The organism is Streptomyces sp. NPDC014733 (assembly GCF_043083385.1).
Taxonomy (GTDB): domain Bacteria; phylum Actinomycetota; class Actinomycetes; order Streptomycetales; family Streptomycetaceae; genus Streptomyces.
Genome location: NZ_JBIBYO010000006.1, coordinates 54,939 through 76,800, shown reverse-complemented (window position 1 = coordinate 76,800; position 21,862 = coordinate 54,939). Strand labels below are relative to the sequence as shown.

The window sequence follows — 21,862 nt, the reverse complement described above, 5'->3', positions numbered from 1 at the left end:
GGGCGGTCAGCCCTTCAGTTCCTGTGCGGCGTTGTAGCGCAGCAGGTAGGAGGCGAAGCGGTCGAGATCGGCCTCATCCCAGTCGGCGAGCCGCTCGTGGAACGCCTGGCGGCGGCTGGTCATGGCGTTCGACAGCACCGCGGCGCCCGCCGGTGTGGGATGCAGCACCTGCACGCGCTGGTCCTCCGGGTCCACCCGGCGCTCCACGAACCCCAGCTTCTCCAGCGCGGCGATCTGCCGGCTGACGGTGGACTTGTCCAGGAGGTAGTGGGCCGCAAGGTCCGTCGCCCGGCATCCCTGCTGGTCATCGAGGTGCGCCAGCAGGGTGTACGAGACCAGGGACAGCTCGGGATGGATGCGGGCGGCGGTGGCGCGGGCGCGCCGGGCGAAGGCGGTGAGCTGCCGCTGGATGATCTCGACGGACGCGTCGCGCTGGGTCATGGATTGCCTTTCCGGGGTGTAGTTGTATAGTACAACGTGAATCGAGTTGCATAAGCCAACCAATTCGCCGTGAGAGTTGCATAAGTCAACCTTCGGCCCCAGCTGAGCCGCCCAACGTGAGAAGGCATGCCCCATGAGTCCGGTCCGCTCCGACCACCACCCCGATCACGGACGTGAGCACCGCCGCAACCCGCACGCCGCCGGGCTGCGCCACGTACTGACGCACCTGATCACCCCGCTGCTGATGTGCATCGGAATGGGCCTGGCCTACCTCGGCGCGTTCGCCAACCCGGCCCCGCACGACCTGCCGGTCGCCGTCGTCGGCTCCGGACCGAGCGCCCAGCTGCTGGCCCAGTCGATCAACGACAAGGCCGCCGGAGAGCTCCAGGTACGGACCGTCGCACACCGCGCGGACGCCCTGGAACAACTCCGCCACCAGGACATCTTCGGCGCCTACGTCCCCAAGGGCGCCGCCCGCGGCGGGCAGCGGCAGGCACCCGAACTCCTCGTGGCCACCGCCGGATCGGACACCAGCGCCACCGTCGTCCAGAAGATCTTCACCCCCCTCGCCGCCGCACAGGGACAGCCCCTGAAGGTCACCGACACCGCGCCCACCGCGAAGGACGACCCCACAGGACAGGGCATCTTCTTCCTGCTCGTGGCGATCAGCATCGGCTCGTACGCCTCGGTCGCGGTGATCGGCGGCGCCGGGGCGGTCCTCCCGATGCGGCTGCGGGCCGCGCTGGTGGCCGGCACGTCCTTCGTGGTGAGCATCCTCGGCGTGCTCTTCGCCGGACCCGTCTTCCACCTCGTCGACCATGGACTCTGGGGACTGTGGGGCATGGCCTGGCTGTACTCGGCGGGCATCCTGCTGATCGGCGTCGGGCTGCACACCTTCCTCAAGCGCTGGACCACGCTCGGCGTGATGGCCCTCTTCGTGATGCTCAACTTCACCTCGTCCGGCGGCATCTTCCGGCCCGAGATGCAGAACGGATTCTTCGCCGCCCTGCACTCCTTCTGGAACGGCGCAGGCTTCGTCGAAGGCACCCGCAGCCACGTCTACTTCGGCGGCCACGGACTGGCCGGACACGTCTGGACCCTGGTCGCCTGGCTGCTCGTCGGCGCCGCCGTGATCACCGTCGCGGGCCTGGCGGAACGGCGCCGCAAGACCGCCGAGGACGAGGCCGCCGCCCGCGCCACAGCGGTCGCGGCAGCGGCCGTGGCGGCCACCGTGACCGACAGCGCACCCCGGACGACCGCCGCGCGCGGCACGAACCGTCCGACCGCCGAACAGGCCGCGGAGGAAGAGGAGATGGAGGAGGCGGTGGGGGTGTGAACCGGAACCCCACCGGACGCGCGTCGCGCTGACGGTGGCTGAGGACGGCTACCGAGGGCCGGAGGCGGCGGGACGCCTCCGGCCCTCAGCCGTGCCCGACGCGGCGCCTGGTGAACCGTGGTGGCGTGCGCAGACATTGCCTGTGGACAGCGGCGAGGAACACCGCGGACCCGCAGCTCAGGACGGGTACGGGGCGAGCCTGCCGGGGACCGGAGCGGCGGCGCTCCGGAAGCCTGCGACCGGACTTTTCCACAGGCCCGCCACGCGAACTCCGCGATGGGTAGCGTCCTCTGCGACAGACCGGACCGGGCACCACGCCCCACGGCCGGGCACCCGCCCGGCACCGGCTCGGCAGAGCGACCGAAGAGGAGGTGACCACGGTGGTGCGAGTGCCGTACGTACCGGGTTTCGCACGGGCGGACACCAGGAAACAGGCCGCGAAAGCCGCCGGACGGGCACTGCGGGAACACCTGCCGCGCTCCGCGCAGGCACTGCTCCCACCCCCACCGACCGACCGGCCGGACATGGTCACCGCGGTGGAAACGACCAACGCCGGACGGCTGCCCGACCTCACCCCGATCCGCGTGGGACGCATGGTCGCCGGCCCCTTCGCCTTCCTCCGCGGCTCCGCCGGACTGATGGCACACGACCTGGTGCCGGCGCCCGTGACCGGCATCGGCGCCCAGATATGCGGCGACGCCCACGCCGCCAACTTCGGGATCTACGGCGACGCCCGCGGCGGCCTCGTCATCGACCTCAACGACTTCGACGAAACCCTGCACGGCCCCTGGGAATGGGACCTCAAACGGCTGGCGACCTCACTCGTCCTCGCCGGACGGGAAGCAGGCGCGGCGGAGGACGCCTGCCACACCGCGGCACGGGACGCGGCCGGCGCCTACCGCCGCACCCTGCGACTACTGGCGAAACTGCCCGCCACCGAGGCATGGAACGCCATCGCCGACGAACACCTCGTCTCCCACGCCGACGCCCACGACCTCCTGGGCACGCTGGAACGAGTGGCCGCCAAGGCCCGGCGCAACACCAGCGCGCGGTTCGCCGCCAGATCGACCGAGCGGACACCGGACGGCGGACGGCGGTTCGTGGACGCACCCCCGGTGCTCAGGCGCACACCGGACGCGGAAGCCGCAGCCGTCATCTCCTCCCTCGGCGGCTACCTGGGGACGCTCCCCGCGGACCGGCTGCCGCTGCTGGCCCGCTACGCACCGCACGACGTGGCGTTCCGCGTCGTCGGCACCGGAAGCGTCGGACTCCGCTCGTACGTGGTGCTCCTCCTCGACCACCGGGGCGAGCCGCTCGTCCTCCAGGTCAAGGAAGCCCGCAGCTCCGTGGTCGCACCCCATGTGGCGAAAGCCGGATTCGAGGTGCCCGCGGTACACCACGAAGGACGCCGGGTGGTGCTCGGCCAACGCAGCATGCAGGTGGTGAGCGACCCGCTGCTGGGCTGGACCACCGCCCGCATACCGGCCCCCGGAACCGCCGGAGACGCCCGCGGCACGGACACGGCATTCCAGGTACGGCAGTTCCGCAACCGCAAAGGCAGCGTGGACCCGGCCGCGCTCACCGGCGGGCAGCTCGACGACTACGCCCGGATGACCGGCGCCCTGCTGGCCCGCGCCCACGCCCACACCGCCGACCCACGCGTCCTCGCCGGGTACTGCGGAAAGTCGGAGGTGTTGGACGACGCCCTGGCCGCCTTCGCGACGGCCTACGCCGACCGCACGGAAGCCGATCACGCGGAACTCTCCGCAGCCGTGGCGAGCGGACGGATAGCGGCCGAGACGGGGGTGTGAGGGGGCGGGGGCTGGGTGGGGTGTGGGCGGTGTGGGCGGGTGAGGGGCGGAGGGGAGGGAGGGGAGGGAGGGGGAGGGGGGAGGCCCCGCCCCCCAGATCCCCGAAGCCCGGCCGTCCCCACCAGCCCCCCGCTCACCGCCCCCCGCTCACCCCCAGCACCACCCCACCCCCAGGGCCGTACGCTGGCCGGGTGACGAACTCGTACGCGGAGAACGCGCAGGACGGCCGGCACGGAGCCGACGCCACGGGAGCGGCGGATGCCGCCGACTCGAGGGGGGCGGCGGATGCGACGGATGTGCCGGGGGCGTCCGGTGCGGCCGAGGCGGCGGCGACCGCGCGGCTGGCGGCGGCGGTGCGCGCCGCGGAGCAGGCGTTGATCGAGTTCGAGATCGCGGTGGAGACGTTCCGGGTGGAGGTGGAGAACTTCTCCCGCCTGCACCATCAGCGACTCGGGCCGATGTACACCCGGCTCGACGAGCTGGACGCGCAGATCGCGGAGGCGGTCGCCGCGCGGACCGGTGACCCCGAGGACGTCCGTAAGGCCCAGGAGGCGCGGGCGGCGGTGTTGCCGATGCCTGAGGTGGAGGAGTTGTTCCACGGCTGGATGGGGTCGGACGGGCTGTTCCCGGAGGCGCAGGCGATGCTCACCGAGCAGCCGGTGCAGCCGCCGCAGAAGGTGCGGCCGAGTGAGGAGGCGCGCCGGGCGTACCGCGATCTGGTGCGCAAAGCGCATCCGGATCTGGCGCGGGACGATGCGGAGCGGCGGCGCCGGGACGAGTTCATCGCGCGGGTCAACGCCGCGTATGCCGCGGGGGACGAGGCGACGCTGGGTGCGTTGACGCGGGAGTGGGAGGCCGGTCCGGTGCCCGCCGAGGAGCGGCTGAGCGCGAGCGAGGAGTTGTACGCGCGGCTGGAGTGGCTGGCGGAGCGCAAGGAGATGCTGGCGGCAGCCGCGTCCGAGCTGGAGGAGAGCGCGATCGGCGCGATGATCAAGATGGCGCCGCAGGATCCGGACCGGTTGCTGGACGAGATCGCCGAGAAGCTGCTCGCCGATGTCGCCGAGCGGGAGGCATACCTCTCCCAGCTGGTCGGGTAGCGTCGGGGGCATGCACACAGGTTCTCTGCCCACGGTTGGTGTCGACGCGCTCACGTCCGAGGATTTCCTGCTGGACGTCCGTGAGGACGACGAGTGGGCGGCGGGGCACGCCGAGGGCGCCCTGCACCTTCCGATGAGCGATTTCGTGGCCCGTTACGGCGAGTTGACCGAGGCGGCGCCGGCCGACGGCAAGGTCTATGTGATCTGCCGCTCCGGTGGGCGGTCCGCGCAGGTCGCGCAGTATCTGATCCAGCAGGGCATCGACGCGGTGAACGTCGTCGGTGGGATGCAGGCGTGGGAGTCCGCCGGTCGTCCGGTCTCGGACGGCAAGGGCGGCACCGGCGCCGTCATCTGACGCCCGGGCGGGCCGGGCACAGCGCTCGGCCCGATTTCCGGCCGTTTTCCGGTCGCGGCGGCTGCTTCTCGCGTCAGTTGCCCTCCCGTAGCGGATGGGCGGCGAGGAGGTCGCCGAGGGTTTCCTCGTGGGCGGCCGCGGGGCCGAGGGCGAGTTCCAGCTGTTTGGCCCAGGCGTGGTAGCGGTGCAGTGCGTAGTCGGTGTCCGCGCCGAAGCCGCCGTGCAGATGCTGGGCGGTCTGCACGGTGCGGCGGATGCCGTCCGACGCCCAGATCTTGGCGACCGCCACGTCGCCTTCCGGTGGCAGTGCGCCCGCCGCGCCCGTACCGATGCGCCAGGCGGCCTGCCAGAGGGTGGCCGCCATCGCCCGGAGGTCGATGAACCGGTCGGCGGTCTGCACCGCGACCGCCTGGAACGTGGCGAGGGGGAAGCCGAACTGTTCGCGTTTCCCGGTGTAGTCGGCGGTCATCGCGAGCACCGCCTCGCCCAGCCCCAGGGCGAGGGCGCAGGTTCCGCAGGTCAGCAGCTGCCGTAGCTCCTCGGCGGCGCCGGGGGCGGTCAGCACGTCCGGGGTGGTCAGCCGTACCGAGGTGAGCCGCAGCTCGGCGTGGCGTTCGCCGGTGGTGGAGATCTGCTCGTGGCGGGTGAGTCCGGGGGCGGCGAGCGGGGTGAGGGCGAGGACCGTCCGGCCGTCGGGGGTGTGCGCGGGCAGCAGTACCCGGTCGGCGTCGTAGGCCCAGGGGACGGCGGTCTGGACGCCGTCGAGCCGCCAGCCGTCGCCGTCCTGGTGCGCGGTGACGGCCAGGTGCGCCGCGTCGTGGCCGGTGCGGCCGGCGGAGGCGGTGGTGACCACGAGGTCGCCGCGGCCGATACGGGGCAGCAGTTCGGCGCGTACCGCTTCCGGCGCATGGTGTTGCAGCAGGTGGGAGGCGGCGGCGCACTCCAGGAGCGGGATGCGGGCCAGGACGCGGCCGGCTTCGCGGAGCACCAGGCAGAGGGCGATGGGGTCGAGTCCGGCGCCGCCGTACTCGGGTGCGGTCAGCAGGCTCAGCAGGTCGGCGTGGGCGAGGGTGCGCCACAGGTCGCGGTCGAAGTCGTCGGCGACGGCGCCCGCGGTGAGCGCCGGGCTGGGCACCGCGTCGGGCGCCACGTGCGCGAAGACGGCCTTCGCCGCCTCGGCGGCGGCCTGCTGCTCGTCGGTGAAGGTGAAATCCACTGGTTGTCCTTCCGCGGGCGGCTGACCTGACGGAGCGTCAAGGTAGAACAGGTTGCAGGAATTGGGAATGCGTACGGCTGCGGGGGCGCGCGGTTCCCGCCCGGTGGGCGTGCGGGCGCGTACCGCCCGGGCCCGGTAGGTGTGCCGCGGGTCCGGCTCCGGGCGGCGGTCCCGGGCGTCCGGCCCTGCGTCCAGGCCGATGGTGACCGGGTGAAGCTGTGCCCGGTCGGAGTCTCTGGGTACGGTTCCGGGGCGTAGTGGACCGATCGGGAATCCGGGAACGGGGCGGGAATGCAGTCAATCGGGGACGAGCCGCGGCCGGTGGCCGCGCTCTCGCTGCCTTCGCGGATCGTCATATGCCTGGCGGTCAGCGCCGTGGCCGTGGCCGTGGCGATCCATCTGGCCATGATGTTTCTGCACGTCGCGCCGGAGAACACGCTCACCAAGGCGCAGGGTTCGGCGATCGGCGAGTACGTCTATCCCGAGTACGAGCAGAACTGGAAGCTGTTCGCCCCCAACCCGATGCAGCAGAACGTCGCCGTTCAGGTGCGCGCGGAGCTGCGGGCCGGCGACGGCGGGCTGCGGACCACCGGCTGGACCGATCTCACCGCGCGTGACAGCCGCGCGATCCACCACAATCCGGCCCCCAGCCATACGCAGCAGAACCAACTGCGGCGCGCCTGGGAGTACTTCGGCAGCACGCACAACGCGCAGAACGTCCCGATCGGGGTGCGTGGTGACCTCTCCGAGCAGTACATCCGGCGGATCATGGTGCGGCGGATGGGGGCGGAGTGGTCGCGGCTGGGCCGTCTCGAACGGCTGCAGGTCCGCTCGGTGACGACGCCGGTCGCCCCGCCGCACTGGAGCAGCGAGAAGATCAGCGACAAGCCCGCGTTCCGTGTGCTGCCCTGGTGGCCAGTCACCACGGCCGACCTGCCCGAGGGGACGAAGACCAAGTGACCGCAGCACCGGACGCACCACGGGATCAGCAGGACCGGCGGGATCAGGAGCCTCAGGCGACTCAGGGCGACCAGGACCGGCGGGGTCAGGAGTCTCGGGAGAGTGATCAGGACCGGCGGGTCCCGCAGGCGCGGGGGGAGGCCGGGCCGGCTTCTGCGGCGGCTGCGGCCTCCGCCGCCTCCGTGGTAGCGCCGGTCGCGTCGGCGGCGCCCGCCGCACCCGTCGCTCCGTCCTCCGAAACCCGTGTCGAACGCCTCGTAGGGCGTGGATTCCGGCTGGTCACCGGGCGGGCGATGGCGCCGTACCAGACGGCGGTGGTCCGGATCGGGTTCGCGGCGACCTGGCTGCTGTTCCTGCTCCGGGAGTGGCCGCACCGGGCGGAGCTCTACGGGCCGGACAGCGCGTTCAGCCTGGACATGGCGCGGCGGCTGCTCGACGGCAACCATGCCTTCTCGGTGCTGCCGTGGTCGGACGGGCGTGGCTGGTTCGAGGTGGTCTATCTCCTCGCGCTCGTCTCCGCCGCGCTGCTGATGCTGGGCTGGCGCACCCGCACCATGTCGGTGCTGTTCATGCTCGGTGTGCTGTCGCTGCAGAACCGCAGCATCCTCATCGGCGACGGCGGCGACAACATCATCCATCTGATGTCGATGTACCTGGTGCTGACCCGGTGCGGTCAGGTGTGGTCGCTGGACGCCCGCCGTTCCCGGCGCGCGGCCGAGCGGGGTGAGGACGCCGGGCGCGATCTGCCCGGTGTCGTGCTGTGGACCGTCCTGGGCCTGGCACTCGCCGTCGCCCAGGCGCTCGGCTGCTCCGGTCTGAGCTGGTTCGGGCACGGCCCGTTCCCGTACGTCGGCTGGGGGCTGGCGCTGTGGCTGCTGTGGGCCGGGCACGGGCTGCGCTGGGCGGTGGACCGCCGTGCTCCGGGCGAGCCGCGGGTCGTGCTCGATGTGCTGGGCGCGGTGCTGCACAACGGTGCGCTGCTGGTGATCATGGCTCAGGTCTGTCTGGTCTACGCGACCGCCGGCTGGCTCAAGATCCAGGGCTCGCGCTGGCAGGACGGCACCGCGGTCTACTACCCGATGCATCTGGACTACTTCTCGCCGTGGCCGGAGCTTTCCGTGCTGCTCGGCACCAGTGGGCTGCTGGTTCTGCTGATCACCTACGGCACGGTGATCGTGCAGGTCGCCTTCCCGTTCACCGTCTTCAACCGGCGGCTGAAGAACGTCCTGCTGGTCGTGATGGTCTGCGAGCATCTGTCGATCGCGTTCCTGCTGGGGCTGCCGTTCTTCTCCCTGGCGATGGTCGCCGCCGACCTGGTGTTCTTGCCGACGCCCTTCCTGACCTGGGTCGGCGGCCGGATCTCGGCGCTCCGCACCCGGCTCATCGGGCGGGACGGTCCGGTGGAGCCTTCCCTCTCCCCTCGATGAGGAGGGGGCGGCAGGTGCGGATGCGCCTGCCGGCCGCGTGGGGAGGTGCGGTCCGGCCACCGCTGAGGCGGACGGGGCTGCCGCTCTCCGCGGCTTCCGGTCCTACCGGCGGCAGGGCCGTCAGGCGTGCCTGCCGGGTCCCCCGGCGGGAGAGCACCGGCAGGATCCGGCGTCGGCGCGGCGCGCGGCGGGCCGGAGTGGTTCCGGGCGAAGCCCCTGGTGGTGGCTGTGAGCCGTAGTCTGAAGTGGTGAGCGAGGACGAGATCACAAGAGCCGTACGGCAGTGGCGGGACGCCGCGCCCGACCTGGTGCTGCTGGACGGGTTCCACGCCGTGAAGCACGCGCTTCGCTTCGGGGCGGACGTCCGTGTGGCGATCTCCGGTGACAAGGGGGCCACGCTGGCACTGGCGGACGAGTTGGCCGGCGACCTCACGGACCGGATCGGCGATCTGGTGGTCGAGGTGCCGGCCGCGACGTACCGGGATCTGGTGCCCAGGGTGCACCCCACACACGTGGCCGGTCTGGCTGTCCGTCCCGCTCCCCGCCGCAATCTGGCGGATCTGTCGCGGGCCCCGCGGACGGCTCCGGTCGTCGTCCTGGAGAACCCCCGCAATCTGGGGAATGTCGGTGCCGTGGTCCGGCTCGCCGCCGGTTTCGGTGCCACCGGTGTGGTCACCACCGGCGATATGGATCCGTGGCACCCCAACGTGGTGCGCGCGGCAGCGGGTCTTCATTACGCGACCGCGGTGGAGAGCCTTCCGCTCGACGGTCTGCCGCCGGGGCCGGTGTACGCGCTGGACCCGGAGGGAGACGACATCCGCTCTCTGGTCCTGCCGGATGACGCGCTGCTGGCGTTCGGTTCCGAGCGGCACGGGATATCGCCGGAGCTCCGGAAGCGGGCCACCCGGCTCGTGTCCCTCCCGATGAGGCCCCAGGTGTCCAGCTACAACCTGGCGACGAGCGTCGCGATGACCCTCTTCCACTGGGGAGGCCCGCCCACGGCGTCGTGAGCGGCCGTGAGGGCGGGCTGCGCGGGCCGTGCCGAGGGGTTGCCGATCACCGGGATCGGCAACCCCTCGGCACGGTGCCCCCGGCGGCCACCGCGCTGCGGCGTTCGCAGCGTGCTGCTCTCCGGCCGGGAGGGGCGAGACGTCGGTGTCCGGGCCACGGACGGGCAGCCCGGAACGGCGCGACGTTTCACGTGAAACGTGACCGGTGGACCACCCCGGCCGCCGGGTTTCACGCCGGTCGCCGTACCTCCACCGTCCGGAAGCGGTTGGCGACGAATGCGCCGTCGCACAGGGCCGCATTGGCGGACGGGTTGCCGCCGGAACCGTGGAAGTCGGAGAACGCCGCGGTCTGGTTCACATAGACCCCGCCGGTCAGGTTGAGGGAGAGCTGGGCGCACTCGTCCAGGCAGACGTCCTGCACCTGGCGCTCCACCTCGGGCGAGGTGGTGTACGCGCCGACCGTCATGGCGCCCTGCTCGCGGACGGTGTCCCGCAGCAGCGCCACCGCGTGGTCCGCCGAGTCGACGGCGACCGCGAAGGAGACGGGGCCGAAGCACTCCGTCCGGCAGACCGCCTCGGACTCCGGCTTCGCACCGTCCAGCTTGATGATCGCCGGGGTGCGCACCGTCGCCCCGGGGAACTCCGGATGCGCCACCGTCCGGGGGGCCAGCGCCACCTCACCCAGCTCACCGGCGCCGTCCAGACGCGCCTTGACCTGCGGGTTCACCAGTGCGCCGAGCAGGGCGTTGGCGCGGGCGTCGTCCCCGAGCAGCCCGCTGACCGCGCCCGCCAGATCCGTGACCACCTCGTCGTACGACTTGGGTCCGGCGTCCGTGGTGATGCCGCCCCGGGGGATGAGGAGGTTCTGCGGGGTGGTGCACATCTGGCCGCTGTAGAGGGAGAGGGAGAAGGCGAGGTTGCCGAGCATGCCCTTGTAGTCGTCGGTCGACTCGATGACGACGGTGTTGACCCCGGCCTTCTCGGTGTACACCTGTGCCTGGCGGGCGTGGGTCTCCAGCCAGTCGCCGAAGGCGGTCGAGCCGGTGTAGTCGATGATCCGGATCTCCGGCCGGACGGCCAGCGTCTTGGCCAGGCCCTCGCCGGGGCGGTCCACCGCCAGGCACACCAGGTCGGCGGGGAACCCGGCCTCGGTGAGCACCTCGCGGGCCACCCGCACCGTGAGGGCCAGCGGCAGCACGGCCCGGGGGTGCGGCTTGACCAGGACCGGGTTGCCGGTCGCCAGGGAGGCGAAGAGGCCCGGGTAGCCGTTCCAGGTGGGGAAGGTGTTGCAGCCGATCATCAGGGCCACACCGCGCGGTACGGCGGTGAACGCCTTGGTCAGCTCCAGCGGATCGCGCTTGCCCTGCGGCTTCGACCAGGGCGCCTGCTCCGGGACGCGCGTCTGCTCGGCGTACGCGTACGCCACCGCCTCCATGCCGCGGTCCTGGGCGTGCGGCCCGCCGGCCTGGAACGCCATCATGAACGCCTGTCCGCTGGTGTGCATCACGGCCTGGGCGAACTCATGGGTGCGGGCGCTGATCCGGGCCAGGATCTCCAGGCAGACGGCCGCCCGCGTCTCGGGGCCCGCGTCCCGCCAGGCCGGCAGCGCCGCGCGCATCGCGGGCAGCAGCACCTCGGGGTCGGGGTGCGGGTAGGTGATGCCCAACTCCGGGCCGTACGGGGATACTTCCTCGCCGACCCAGTCGTCGGTGCCGGGCTGGTCGAGGTCGAAGCGGGTGCCGCGCAGCGCCTCGAAGGCGGCGAGGCCGTCCGGCGCCGCGGTCTCGCCGTACGCCTTGGGGTGCTCGGGGTGGGGCGACCAGTAGGCGCGGGTGCGGATGGTCTCCAGCGCCTTGTCGAGCGTCGGGCGGTGCTTCTCGATCAACTGCGCGGGGGTCATGTCGGCGGCCATCGAAGACCAACTCCTCGTCGAACCGGGCGGAGGGGGAACAGGGATGCGGAGCGCAAAGGCTGGGCGGATGGAGTAACGGAGTTAGAGTAACCGAACGATCGGTCGGGGCAAGGGGGTCCGGTGAGCCTGTGGAGAACTCGGCCGGGAAGCGCCGGGAGGCGGACGGTGCGCGGTCTCTGTACGTACGGGGAAAGCGCCGGTCAGGCGGGTGCTGTGCGCGCCCGTGAGGCCGGTCCCGGGGGTCCGGCGGAAATTCCGCACGCCGTCGGCCGTCTGCGTAAACGGCTGATTGCTGCCGTCCGGTTTCCGAGGCGCCGTGCGCGGGCGGCGGAAGGGGTGCTGTAATCATGACCATGGCCAAGCGCGACACCTACACGCCCGATTCGCTGCTCGCGGTCGCCGTCGAGGTGTTCATCGAGCGCGGGTACGACGGCACGTCCATGGAGCACCTCTCCCGGGCGGCCGGCATCTCCAAGTCCTCGATCTACCACCACGTCCGCAGCAAGGAAGAGCTGCTGCGGCGGGCCATAAGCCGTGCGCTGGACGGGCTCTTCGGCGTCCTGGAGGAGCCGGGTGCGACCGGGGGCCGGGCGATCGAGCGCCTGGAGTACGTCACCCGCCGCGTGGCCGAGGTCCTGCTGGACGAGCTGCCCTATGTGACGCTGCTGCTGCGGGTGCGGGGCAACACCGACACCGAGCGGTGGGCGATGGAGCGCCGCCGTGAGTTCGACCACCGGGTCGCCGGGCTGCTGAAGGAGGCCGCCGCCGACGGCGACCTCCGCCCGGACGTCGACATCCCGCTGGCGACCCGGCTGCTCTTCGGCATGATCAACTCGATCGTCGAGTGGTACCGCCCGGGACGCGGCGCCGGCCGGGACGAGGTCGCCGAAGCCGTCGTCCGTACCGCCTTCGCGGGGCTGCGTACCTCCTGACGGGGCCGTTCACCGGGACTGCGGGCCCAGCCCCGTCTCCTCGAAGACCAGCAGGGTGCGGGTGCTCAGCACCTCCGGCATCGCCTGGATCCGGGTCAGCACCAGCTCCCGCAGCTCACGGTTGTCCTTGGTGTGCACCAGTAGCAGTACATCGAAATCGCCGCTGACCAGCGCGATGTGCGAGGCGCCGGGGAGCGCGGTGAGCTGCTCGCGCACGGTGCGCCAGGAGTTCTGGACGATCTTCAGCGTGATGTAGGCGGACGCGCCCTGGCCCGCCCGTTCCTGGTCGACGCGGGCGCTGAAGCCGCGGATCACGCCGTCGTCGATCAGCCTGTTGATGCGCGCGTACGCATTGGCGCGCGAGACGTGGACGCGCTCGGCGACCGACCGTATCGAGGCGCGTCCGTCGGTCTGCAGCATGTGCAGGATCGACCGGTCGATGGTGTCCAGCGGGCGGGCCGGCGGGGCCTGCGGCGGGGGTGGCGGCGGCGGTCCCGTCGCTCCCGACGGCGCTGCGCCGGGATGGGCCATCTGTTCGTCCGGCATATGGTCCCGCCTCCCCTTCATGGACGCCCTGCCTTCATCTGAAGCTGTGGAGAACCGTTTGTCCACAGGCTGGGCCCGCCTGTAGCCAAAATGCATCGACGACCGAACAATCGGTAGGGAAGGGCTGCGCGCCCCGACCCGTTTCATCCTGCCCATCCGTCGCCCGCCCCCATCCCACGAGGCGCTCCGCGCCACCCCTTCGATTCGAGGAGGTGCTCGTCATGACGGTCCTTGAGCAGCCCGGCAGCAGCAGGCGCAAGGGCGACCTGCCCGGCCCGCCGCCCGCCTGGCACCCCCGCGTCGCCCCGGCGCCGCTCCTGCCCGACGCGGAACCCCACCGGGTGCTCGGCACGGACGCCGCCCGGAAGCTCGACGCCGCGCTCCTGAAGCGGCTCTACGTCCAGCTCGTGCGCGGCCGCCGGTACAACACCCAGGCCACCGCCCTCACCCGCCAGGGGCGCCTCGCGGTCTACCCGTCGTCCACCGGCCAGGAGGCGTGCCAGGTCGCCGCGGCGCTCGCCCTCCAGGAGCGGGACTGGCTCTTCCCCAGCTACCGCGACACCCTCGCCGCCGTCGCCCGCGGTCTCGACCCGGTCGAGGCGCTGACCCTGCTGCGCGGCGACTGGCACACCGGCTACGACCCGCGCGCCTGCCGCATCGCCCCCCTGTGCACCCCCCTCGCCACCCAGCTCCCGCACGCCGTCGGGCTGGCCCACGCCGCCCGCCTGAAGGGGGACGACGTGGTCGCGCTCGCCCTGGTCGGCGACGGCGGCACCAGCGAGGGCGACTTCCACGAGGCGCTGAACTTCGCCGCCGTGTGGCAGGCACCGGTCGTCTTCCTGGTGCAGAACAACGGCTTCGCGATCTCCGTCCCGCTCGCCAAGCAGACCGCCGCGCCGTCCCTGGCCCACAAGGCCGTCGGATACGGCATGCCCGGCCGCCTGGTGGACGGCAACGACGCCCCGGCGGTCCACGGCGTGCTCACCGAGGCCGTCCGCCGGGCCCGGGAAGGCGGCGGCCCGACCCTCGTCGAAGCCATCACCTACCGCATCGACGCCCACACCAACGCCGACGACGCCACCCGCTACCGCGCCGCCGACGAGGTCGAGACCTGGCAGGGGCACGACCCGATAGCCCTGATGGAGCGCGAGCTGACCGCCCGGGGCCTGCTCACCGACGAGTTCGCCGCCGAGGTGCGGGACGGCGCCGAGGAGATGGCGGCCGACCTGCGCCGGCGGATGCACCAGGACCCGGCGCTCGACCCGGACGACCTGTTCGCCCACGTCTACGCCGAGCGGACCAGCCAACTCCGCCACCAGTCCGACCAGCTGCGCGCCGAACTGGCCGCCGAAGCCGCCACCGACGAGCCCGCCCAGGAGGCCCGGCCATGACCCCGACCGCCGCCGCCACCGCGCGCAAGCCCGCCACCATGGCGCAGGCACTCACCCGCGCGCTACGCGACGCCCTGGCCGAGGACCCGACCGTCCATGTGATGGGTGAGGACGTCGGCACCCTGGGCGGTGTCTTCCGCGTCACCGACGGATTGACCGCAGAGTTCGGCGAGGACCGCTGTACGGACACCCCGCTCGCCGAGGCGGGCATCCTCGGCACGGCGGTCGGCATGGCCATGTACGGCCTGCGGCCGGTGGTCGAGATGCAGTTCGACGCCTTCGCCTACCCGGCGTTCGAGCAGCTGGTCAGCCATGTCGCCAAGATGCGCAACCGCACCCGCGGCGCCCTCCCGATGCCGCTGACGATCCGCGTCCCCTACGGCGGCGGCATCGGCGGCGTCGAGCACCACAGCGACGCCTCCGAGGCGTACTACCTGGCGACTCCGGGGCTCCAGGTCGTCACGCCCGCCACGGTCGAGGACGCGTACGGGCTGCTGCGCGCCGCCATCGCCTCGGACGACCCGGTCGTCTTCCTCGAACCGAAGCGCCTCTACTGGTCCAAGGCCGACTGGTCTCCCGAGGCGCCCGGCGAGGTGCCGCCCCTGGGCCGCGCCGCGGTGCGCCGCCGGGGCGCGGACGCCACGCTGATCACCTACGGGCCGTCGCTGCCGGTCTGCCTGGAGGCGGCGGAGGCGGCGCGCGCCGAGGGATGGGATCTGGAGGTCGTCGACCTGCGGTCGCTGATGCCGTTCGACGACGAAACGGTCTGCGCGTCGGTGCGGCGCACCGGGCGGGCGGTCGTCGTCCACGAGTCCAGCGGGTTCGGCGGCCCGGGCGGCGAGATCGCGGCGCGGGTCACGGAGCGCTGTTTCCACCACCTGGAGGCGCCGGTCCTGCGGGTGGCGGGATTCGACATTCCCTATCCGCCGCCGATGCTGGAGAGGCATCATCTCCCTGGAGTGGACCGCATTCTCGACACCGTCGCCCGCCTCCAGTGGGAGTCGGACTGGACCGAAGGGAGGGGTGCGTGATGGCTGTGGTCCGTGAATTCACCCTGCCCGACCTGGGGGAGGGCCTCACCGAGGCCACCATCGTGCAGTGGATGGTCGAGGTCGGCGAGGTCGTCTCGGTCGATCAGCCGGTCGTCGAGGTCGAGACGGCCAAGGCGATGGTCGAGGTGCCCTGCCCGTACGGCGGTGTGGTCACCGCGCGCTTCGGGGACGAGGGCACCGACCTCCCGGTCGGCGCACCGCTGATCACCGTCGCGGTCGGCGCGTCCACCTCCGTGGAGGAGCCCGCGGATCTGTCCCCGGACACGGCGTCGGAGGAAGCCCCCGCTCCGGAGGAGGCCGTTCCGGCGGAGTCCGGTGAGGGCTCGGGGAACGTCCTGGTCGGCTACGGCACGAGCGCGGCGGCCGCCCGCCGGCGACGGGTCCGGCCCGGCGGTGGCAGCGCTCCCGGGAGCGGTGGCGCGACGGACGGTTCCGGCGCCGCCCGGCCGGAGACCGCCGCCCCCGAGGAGTCCGACGCCGGCCGTACGGTGGCGGTCATCTCCCCGCTGGTCCGCCGGATGGCCCGGGAGCACGGTCTGGATCTGGCCACACTGCGCGGCACCGGGCGGCACGGGCTGATCCTGCGGACGGACGTCGAGCGCGCGGTCCGGGAGCAGCAGGCACCCGCCGCCGCTCCCGCCGCTCCCGTCGTCGCGGCCGCCGGGCGGTCCCGGGCCGAGGGCGAGCGGATACCGCTGCGGGGCATGCGCGGGGCTGCGGCCGAGAAGTTCAGCCGCAGCCGCCGGGAGATCCCGGACGCCACCTGCTGGGTCGACGCCGACGCCACCGAACTCCTCGCCGCCCGGCGGGCGATGAACGCCCCGGGTGCCCCCAAGGTGTCGCTGCTGGCACTGCTCGCCCGTATCTGCACGGCGGCGCTCGCGCGCTTCCCGGAGCTGAACGCCACGATCGACACCGAGACCCAGGAGATCGTCCGGCTGCCCGAGGTCCATCTGGGCTTCGCCGCGCAGACCGACCGCGGCCTGGTGGTGCCGGTGGTGCGCGATGCCCACACCCGTACGGTCGAGGGCCTGTCCGCGGAGATCACCCGGCTCACCGAGAGCGCCCGTGCCGGCGGACTCTCCCTCGCCGACCTGACCCGCGGCACCTTCACCCTCAACAACTACGGCGTCTTCGGCGTGGACGGCTCCACCCCGATCATCAACCACCCCGAGGCCGCGATGCTCGGAGTGGGCCGGATATCCCCCAAGCCCTGGGTGTACAACGGCGAGTTGGCGGTACGTCAGGTCGTCCAGCTGTCCTTCACCTTCGACCACCGGGTGTGTGACGGCGGGACGTCCGGCGGGTTCCTGCGCTACGTCGCGGACTGCGTGGAGCAGCCGGCGGTGCTGCTGCGGGGGCTGTGAGCCGACGCCCCGGGAGCCGGGCGGAGGCGGCTCCCGGAGCGCTGAGCCCGGGGCGTGCCGGGTGCCGCCGTTTCCGGCCGTCTCCCGGTGGCCGGGGTGGTCCGCGGAGCGCGGTCGGGGCGTGCCGGGTGCCGTTCCCGGTGGCGTCCGCCGGTGTGGCAGGGCGGTGCGTGTGCGGCCCGCGGCGGCGGGCGGTGTGAGCGCCGTGGACCTGGCGATACTCAAGGGGTGAGCGAGACGCGACGGCCGCCCGCGGGCCACACCGGGGCACCCGAGGCCCTCCCCTTCCATGACGCCCTCGTCCTGGCCGGGGGCGCGGCCCGTCGGCTCGGCGGGGCGGACAAGCCCGCGCTCTCCGTCGGTGGCCGCCCGCTGCTCGACCGGGTCCTGGCCGCCTGTCCCGGCGCGGCGACCACCGTCGTCGTCGGCCCGGTGCGCCCCACCATCCGCACCGTGGTGCACGCACGCGAGGACCCGCCGGGGGGCGGCCCGCTGGCCGCACTCGACGCTGGCCTGCGGTACACGACCGCCCCGACGGTGCTGGTCCTCGCCGCCGACCTGCCCTTTCTGACCCCGGCCACGGTGCGCAGGCTGCTGGCGGCGGTGGCCGGTGCGCCCGTGGACGGCGCCGCCCGCGTGGACGGCGCGCTGCTGCGGGACGCCGGGGGCCGCGATCAGCCGCTGGTGGCGGCGTACCGACGTACGGCGCTGCAGCGGGAGTTGACGGCGCTGCGCGCGTCACACGGCACGCTGTCCGGTCTGCCGCTGCGCGCGATGACGGCCGCCCTGGCGCTGGAACGTGTCGCGGATGTACCGGCCGAGGCGTCCTTCGACTGCGACACCTGGGAGGACGTCGGCGCGGCCCGCGCCCGGATCAGGGAGCATGGAGGCGTGTTGGACGAATGGATCACCGCAGTCAAGGCCGAATTGGGCATCGAGCTGGATGTCGACACCAAGGCGCTGTTGGACCTCGCCCGTGACGCGGCGCACGGCGTGGCCCGCCCGGCCGCGCCCCTGACGACGTTTCTGATCGGGTACTCGGCGGGCCGCGAGGGGAGCGGCGGTGATGTCGCGGACGCGTCCCGGCGGATCGCCGCGCTCGCCGAACGCTGGGCGGCGGAGCACACTTCCGGCGACGGTGCCTCCGGCGGCGCCGCCTCCGGTGATACGGGGCGGCCCGAGCCGAAGTCCGCTCCATGACCGAGGGCGATTTCGACGACGCCTTCGCCGACGCTCTGGCCGTCGCCAACGGCGACCGGTACGCGCCGGCGGGATCCGGGCCGACCGGTGCGACGGGCTCCGGCGAGGGCGCCGGTTCGGACGGTGACCTCGGGGGTTCCGGCTCTTCGGGGGCGGACGGCCCTTCGGACGGCGGCGGTTCTGCGGGAGCCGGCGGGTCTCGGGCGGCTGCGGCGGACGCGTCGCCTGTGGCGGCGGGCGGCGATGAGGCAGGCCCTGCTCCGGCGGATGCTCCGGCCCCTCCTCCTGCTCCGGCTCCGAAGCGTTTCCGGTCCACGGGCTCGAAGCGGGTACGGGCCGCGGATGCGTCCCCGGCGCCTGCCCCGGAAGCGACCGGGGCTCCGAGCCCTGACCTGGACCCGATCCTCTCTCCGGCCTCCGCCCCGGCCATGCCCCCGGCTCACGATCCGGTCCCGGACCTGGATCTGGATCTCCTCGTCCGGCTGGTGGGCGAGGCGGGCACGGCGCGGCGGACGGCGGTGGAGCGGGAGGCGGCCCGGGTAGCCGGCCCCGTGGATTCCGCTCCGGTGGAGTGCGGCGTCGCCGCTTCCCCCGCACCCTCCGGTGGGCCGATCGCCGCGACCGCCAGGCAGAGCGGCGCCGGCCCGTTGGACTCCTGGGTGCCGGTCCTCGGGCCGATGGCACTCGGCCCGGCGCGGCCCGGCCGGGCGGGGAGCGGTGGCTCCGGTGCGTCCGGCGCCACCGGGCCGGTGACGGCAGACGGTTCCGGTACGGGCGGTCCGGAGCCGGTGGGGAGCAGTGGCTCCGGCATGTCCGGATCCGGGCCCACGGGCACCGGCGGTTCCGGCGCGCGGCCCGGCGATGCGGCCCCGGGCGGCGTCTCCTCTCCGGCGGCTGACGGACCGGTCTCCGGCCGCGCCGCCGACGCACTCACCGGCCGTGCCGACAGGGATGCGGCTTCCGCCGGGCACGCACACACCGGGAGCGACGGGGACGGCCCCCCGCCGCCCGCGGACCGCGGTGTCTCCGGCAACCCTTCCGCCCCTGACGACCACCGCGCTCCCGACGCCCTCCCGACCTCGGGCGACCGCCCCACGCCCGGCACCCGGCGCCGCGCTGCCGCCCCCGTTGCCTGGCCGCTCGCCCGGGAGCGGGCCGCGCGGGCGGCCGACGGCCCCCGGGCCCCGGAATCCTGTGCGCCGGAGGACGCGCTCGGGCGGACGCTGGCGGAGCCGCTCACCGCGCTGACCGACCTGCCGCCGTTCGACACCTCGGCCATGGACGGCTGGGCCGTCTCCGGGCCCGGCCCCTGGGACCTCGACCGTGCGGCTGATGGCGACGGTGTCGACCAGGGGATCCTCGCCGGTCACGCCGCCACGACGCTGGCCGACGGGCACGCCGTCGCCATCGCCACCGGGGCGCGGGTCCCGGACGGTGCCACCGCGGTGCTGCGCAGTGAGCACGGCGAGGTGCACGACCGCGGCGACGGGCGGGGCCGGCTCGCCGCGGCGCGTGCCGTGCCGCTCGGCCAGGACATCCGGCCCCGCGGCCAGGAGTGCGGCCACGGCGAACCGCTGCTGCCGGCCGGAGTACCGGTGACGCCCGCCGTGCTCGGGCTGGCCGCGGCCGCCGGATACGACCGGCTGACCGTCCATCCCCGGCCCCGCGTCGAGGTCCTGGTCCTGGGCGACGAACTGCTCGGGAGCGGGCTGCCCCGGGAGGGCCGGATCCGGGACGCCCTCGGGCCGATGCTCGGGCCCTGGCTGCGGGCGCTGGGCGCCGAAGCCCTCGCGCCCCGGTCGCTCGGCGACGACGCCGACGCCCTCCACGCGGCGATCACCGGCTCCACCGCCGATGTTGTCCTCACCACCGGCGGCACCGCTTCCGGGCCCGTCGACCACGTCCATCCGGCGCTGCGCCGTATCGGCGCCGAGGTGCTGGTCGACGGGGTGGCGGTGCGCCCGGGACACCCGATGCTGCTGGCCAGGATCGCCCCGGGCCGGCACCTCGTGGGACTGCCGGGCAACCCGCTCGCCGCGGTCTCCGGCCTGCTGACCCTGGCCGAACCGCTGCTGCGGACCCTCGCCGCACGCCCGCCCGCGACGCCGCTCCGTGCCCCCCTGAGCGCGAGGGTGGACGGGCATCCGCACGACACCCGGCTCGTCCCGGTCGCCTACGGCGACGACCCCCGCCACGGCCGTACCGCGGCACCGCTGCCGTTCCACGGACCCGCCATGCTGCGCGGCGTCGCCGTCGCCGATGCGCTGGCCGTCGTCCCGCCCGGCGGCGCCGACCGCGGCGACCTGGTCGACGTGCTGGAACTGCCCTGGCCGACGGGGAACGCGGCATACGGCCCGGAGGACGCCGGGCCGTCGTACGGACCCGGCGCGCACCCGGGCGGCGGCCGTCCCGTACGCTCCACCTTTTCCGCACCCCCGACCGGAGGCGCCGCGTGAAGCTCCCCTCCCACGACGCCGCGGCGCGCGAGGTCCCCGAGGACAACTCCCACCGGGTCCTGCTGCCGCGCCGGACACCCGTGGAGCCGCTCCGTCAGGTCGCCAGACGGCTCCTGATGGCTCTGCTCGTCCTCGTCGCGACGGTCTTCATCGTCTGGATAGACCGCGACGAGTACCACGACAGCGCCGACAACACGGTCGATTTCCTCGACTGCGTCTACTACGCCACCGTCACGCTCTCCACCACCGGTTACGGCGACATCGTCCCGTACGGCGACACGGCACGGCTGCTGAACATCGTGCTGATCACGCCGCTGCGGGTGCTCTTTCTGATCATCCTGGTCGGCACCACACTGGAGGTGCTGACGGAACGCACCCGTGAGCAGTGGCAACTGAAACGCTGGAGAAAAACCTTGCGTGACCACACCGTCGTCGTCGGATTCGGCACCAAGGGCCGGTCCGCCGTCCAGACCCTCTGTGCCACCGGACTGACCCGCGAGCGCATCGTCATCGTCGATCCGAGTCCGAAGGTGATCGACTCCGCCGTAGCCGAGGGTTTCGTGGGTGTGGTCGGTGACGCCACCCGCAGTGATGTCCTCGTCCGGGCGGAGATCCAGCGTGCGCTTCAGGTGGTCATCGCCACCCAGCGCGACGACACCGCCGTACTCGTCGCGCTGACCGCCCGGCAGCTGAACAAAAAGGCCAACATCGTCGCCGCGGTACGGGAGGAGGAGAACGCCCCGCTGCTGCGGCAGTCCGGCGCCGACTCCGTGATCACCTCTGCCAGCGCCGCCGGCCGGCTGCTGGGCCTCTCCGTCCACAGCCCCAGCGCCGGAACGGTTATGGAAGACCTCATCCAGCAGGGCAGCGGTCTCGACCTGGTCGAGCGCCCGGTCGTGAAGTCCGAGGTCGGCAAGTCGGTGCGGGAGACCGACGACCTGGTCGTCTCCGTGCTGCGCGGCCACCGGCTCCTCGGTTACGACGACCCGGCGGCCAGTCCGTTGCAGGCCGCCGACCGGCTGATCACGATCGTCCGCGCAGCTGCCACGGAGGACGCCGATGTGCCGGGCAAGCCGGGTGCGCCCAAGGCGCCGCTGCCGGGCTCCGGCGTCTCCCCGATGCGTCGCGCCGACGACTGACCGCCGGCCCCGGCCGGACTCCCCTCCCGCGATCCGGCTCGTTTCACGTGAAACGAGCCGTTTCACGTGAAACACGGTGGGTCGGAGGGGGCATCAACTCCCTTGCCGCTCGGCCTGTTTCACGTGAAACAGGCCGAGCGGTTCGTCATATGGCGTCCCTTCGGGGGCCGTACGGGCGTCGACGGTGCGTGCGCTGTCGCCGCGAGCACCCCCG

The 21,862-nt window shown here is 73.2% G+C and carries 18 protein-coding genes; 14 read left to right on the top strand and 4 right to left on the bottom strand.

Annotated features, from left to right (window positions below):
- Positions 1-6: 6 nt before the first annotated feature.
- Positions 7-441 (bottom strand): MarR family winged helix-turn-helix transcriptional regulator, encoded by a 435-nt coding sequence (locus tag ACF1BH_RS16285; RefSeq protein ID WP_391643142.1) that lies wholly within the window; start codon positions 439-441, stop codon positions 7-9.
- 133 nt (positions 442-574) lie between these two features.
- Here ACF1BH_RS16285 and ACF1BH_RS16280 point away from each other — a divergent pair, with 133 nt between their 5' ends.
- From ACF1BH_RS16280 to ACF1BH_RS16265, 4 genes are all read left to right on the top strand, one after another.
- Positions 575-1,777, top strand: a complete 1,203-nt coding sequence (locus tag ACF1BH_RS16280; protein ID WP_391643141.1) for an ABC transporter permease — start codon at positions 575-577, stop codon at positions 1,775-1,777.
- A 371-nt stretch (positions 1,778-2,148) separates the two neighbouring features.
- On the top strand, positions 2,149-3,588 hold the full coding sequence (locus tag ACF1BH_RS16275; RefSeq protein WP_391643140.1) for a DUF2252 domain-containing protein: 1,440 nt from the start codon (positions 2,149-2,151) through the stop codon (positions 3,586-3,588).
- 191 nt (positions 3,589-3,779) lie between these two features.
- Positions 3,780-4,685 (top strand): hypothetical protein, encoded by a 906-nt coding sequence (locus ACF1BH_RS16270; RefSeq protein ID WP_391643139.1) that lies wholly within the window; start codon positions 3,780-3,782, stop codon positions 4,683-4,685.
- Positions 4,686-4,695: 10 nt separating this feature from the next.
- The gene (locus ACF1BH_RS16265) at positions 4,696-5,040 is read left to right on the top strand and encodes a rhodanese-like domain-containing protein (protein ID WP_391643138.1); all 345 of its coding nucleotides are present in this window, start codon (positions 4,696-4,698) and stop codon (positions 5,038-5,040) included.
- Positions 5,041-5,113: 73 nt separating this feature from the next.
- Here ACF1BH_RS16265 and ACF1BH_RS16260 read toward each other — a convergent pair whose 3' ends face one another.
- Positions 5,114-6,256: an acyl-CoA dehydrogenase family protein gene (locus ACF1BH_RS16260; protein ID WP_391643137.1), complete on the bottom strand. Its 1,143-nt coding sequence runs from the start codon at positions 6,254-6,256 to the stop codon at positions 5,114-5,116.
- A 291-nt stretch (positions 6,257-6,547) separates the two neighbouring features.
- Between ACF1BH_RS16260 and ACF1BH_RS16255 the strand changes: the two genes are divergently transcribed.
- The 3 genes from ACF1BH_RS16255 (at position 6,548) to ACF1BH_RS16245 (ending at position 9,653) form a co-directional block, all read left to right on the top strand.
- Positions 6,548-7,216 (top strand): DUF5819 family protein, encoded by a 669-nt coding sequence (locus tag ACF1BH_RS16255; RefSeq protein WP_391643136.1) that lies wholly within the window; start codon positions 6,548-6,550, stop codon positions 7,214-7,216.
- 182 nt (positions 7,217-7,398) lie between these two features.
- Positions 7,399-8,643: an HTTM domain-containing protein gene (locus tag ACF1BH_RS16250; protein WP_391643135.1), complete on the top strand. Its 1,245-nt coding sequence runs from the start codon at positions 7,399-7,401 to the stop codon at positions 8,641-8,643.
- Positions 8,644-8,891: 248 nt separating this feature from the next.
- On the top strand, positions 8,892-9,653 hold the full coding sequence (locus tag ACF1BH_RS16245; RefSeq protein ID WP_391643134.1) for a TrmH family RNA methyltransferase: 762 nt from the start codon (positions 8,892-8,894) through the stop codon (positions 9,651-9,653).
- A gap of 229 nt (positions 9,654-9,882) precedes the next feature.
- Here ACF1BH_RS16245 and paaN read toward each other — a convergent pair whose 3' ends face one another.
- Complete coding sequence (gene paaN / locus ACF1BH_RS16240) at positions 9,883-11,565, bottom strand: phenylacetic acid degradation protein PaaN (protein ID WP_391643133.1); 1,683 nt, start codon at positions 11,563-11,565, stop codon at positions 9,883-9,885.
- Positions 11,566-11,912: 347 nt separating this feature from the next.
- Between paaN and ACF1BH_RS16235 the strand changes: the two genes are divergently transcribed.
- Positions 11,913-12,497: a TetR/AcrR family transcriptional regulator gene (locus tag ACF1BH_RS16235; RefSeq protein WP_391643132.1), complete on the top strand. Its 585-nt coding sequence runs from the start codon at positions 11,913-11,915 to the stop codon at positions 12,495-12,497.
- A gap of 9 nt (positions 12,498-12,506) precedes the next feature.
- On the opposite strand, the gene ACF1BH_RS16230 is transcribed toward ACF1BH_RS16235, so the two are convergent.
- A complete protein-coding gene (locus ACF1BH_RS16230; RefSeq protein WP_391643131.1) occupies positions 12,507-13,043 on the bottom strand; it encodes an Lrp/AsnC family transcriptional regulator in 537 nt (178 codons plus the stop codon).
- A gap of 221 nt (positions 13,044-13,264) precedes the next feature.
- Between ACF1BH_RS16230 and pdhA the strand changes: the two genes are divergently transcribed.
- The 6 genes from pdhA (at position 13,265) to ACF1BH_RS16200 (ending at position 21,648) form a co-directional block, all read left to right on the top strand.
- Complete coding sequence (pdhA, locus tag ACF1BH_RS16225) at positions 13,265-14,434, top strand: pyruvate dehydrogenase (acetyl-transferring) E1 component subunit alpha (RefSeq protein ID WP_391643130.1); 1,170 nt, start codon at positions 13,265-13,267, stop codon at positions 14,432-14,434.
- On the top strand, positions 14,431-15,465 hold the full coding sequence (locus ACF1BH_RS16220; protein ID WP_391643129.1) for an alpha-ketoacid dehydrogenase subunit beta: 1,035 nt from the start codon (positions 14,431-14,433) through the stop codon (positions 15,463-15,465). The genes pdhA and ACF1BH_RS16220 overlap by 4 nt, the downstream gene beginning before the upstream one ends.
- On the top strand, positions 15,465-16,853 hold the full coding sequence (locus ACF1BH_RS16215) for a dihydrolipoamide acetyltransferase family protein (RefSeq protein WP_391643128.1): 1,389 nt from the start codon (positions 15,465-15,467) through the stop codon (positions 16,851-16,853). Before ACF1BH_RS16220 ends, ACF1BH_RS16215 begins: the two co-directional genes overlap by 1 nt.
- A gap of 228 nt (positions 16,854-17,081) precedes the next feature.
- Complete coding sequence (locus tag ACF1BH_RS16210) at positions 17,082-18,053, top strand: DUF6457 domain-containing protein (RefSeq protein ID WP_391643127.1); 972 nt, start codon at positions 17,082-17,084, stop codon at positions 18,051-18,053.
- 809 nt (positions 18,054-18,862) lie between these two features.
- Complete coding sequence (locus ACF1BH_RS16205; protein ID WP_391643361.1) at positions 18,863-20,509, top strand: molybdopterin molybdotransferase MoeA; 1,647 nt, start codon at positions 18,863-18,865, stop codon at positions 20,507-20,509.
- Positions 20,506-21,648 (top strand): potassium channel family protein, encoded by a 1,143-nt coding sequence (locus ACF1BH_RS16200; RefSeq protein WP_391643126.1) that lies wholly within the window; start codon positions 20,506-20,508, stop codon positions 21,646-21,648. The genes ACF1BH_RS16205 and ACF1BH_RS16200 overlap by 4 nt, the downstream gene beginning before the upstream one ends.
- The last annotated feature ends 214 nt before the right edge of the window (positions 21,649-21,862 follow it).

Excerpts from the sequence above, each read along its gene's own strand:
- ACF1BH_RS16285 (WP_391643142.1), bottom strand. The coding sequence starts at position 441 with ATGACCCAGCGCGACGCGTCCGTCGAGATCATCCAGCGGCAGCTCACC.
- ACF1BH_RS16280 (WP_391643141.1), top strand. The coding sequence starts at position 575 with ATGAGTCCGGTCCGCTCCGACCACCACCCCGATCACGGACGTGAGCAC.
- ACF1BH_RS16265 (WP_391643138.1), top strand. The coding sequence starts at position 4,696 with ATGCACACAGGTTCTCTGCCCACGGTTGGTGTCGACGCGCTCACGTCC.
- ACF1BH_RS16255 (WP_391643136.1), top strand. The coding sequence starts at position 6,548 with ATGCAGTCAATCGGGGACGAGCCGCGGCCGGTGGCCGCGCTCTCGCTG.
- paaN (WP_391643133.1), bottom strand. The coding sequence starts at position 11,565 with ATGGCCGCCGACATGACCCCCGCGCAGTTGATCGAGAAGCACCGCCCG.
- ACF1BH_RS16235 (WP_391643132.1), top strand. The coding sequence starts at position 11,913 with ATGACCATGGCCAAGCGCGACACCTACACGCCCGATTCGCTGCTCGCG.
- ACF1BH_RS16230 (WP_391643131.1), bottom strand. The coding sequence starts at position 13,043 with ATGCCGGACGAACAGATGGCCCATCCCGGCGCAGCGCCGTCGGGAGCG.
- pdhA (WP_391643130.1), top strand. The coding sequence starts at position 13,265 with ATGACGGTCCTTGAGCAGCCCGGCAGCAGCAGGCGCAAGGGCGACCTG.
- ACF1BH_RS16220 (WP_391643129.1), top strand. The coding sequence starts at position 14,431 with ATGACCCCGACCGCCGCCGCCACCGCGCGCAAGCCCGCCACCATGGCG.
- ACF1BH_RS16215 (WP_391643128.1), top strand. The coding sequence starts at position 15,465 with ATGGCTGTGGTCCGTGAATTCACCCTGCCCGACCTGGGGGAGGGCCTC.
- ACF1BH_RS16205 (WP_391643361.1), top strand. The coding sequence starts at position 18,863 with ATGTCCGGATCCGGGCCCACGGGCACCGGCGGTTCCGGCGCGCGGCCC.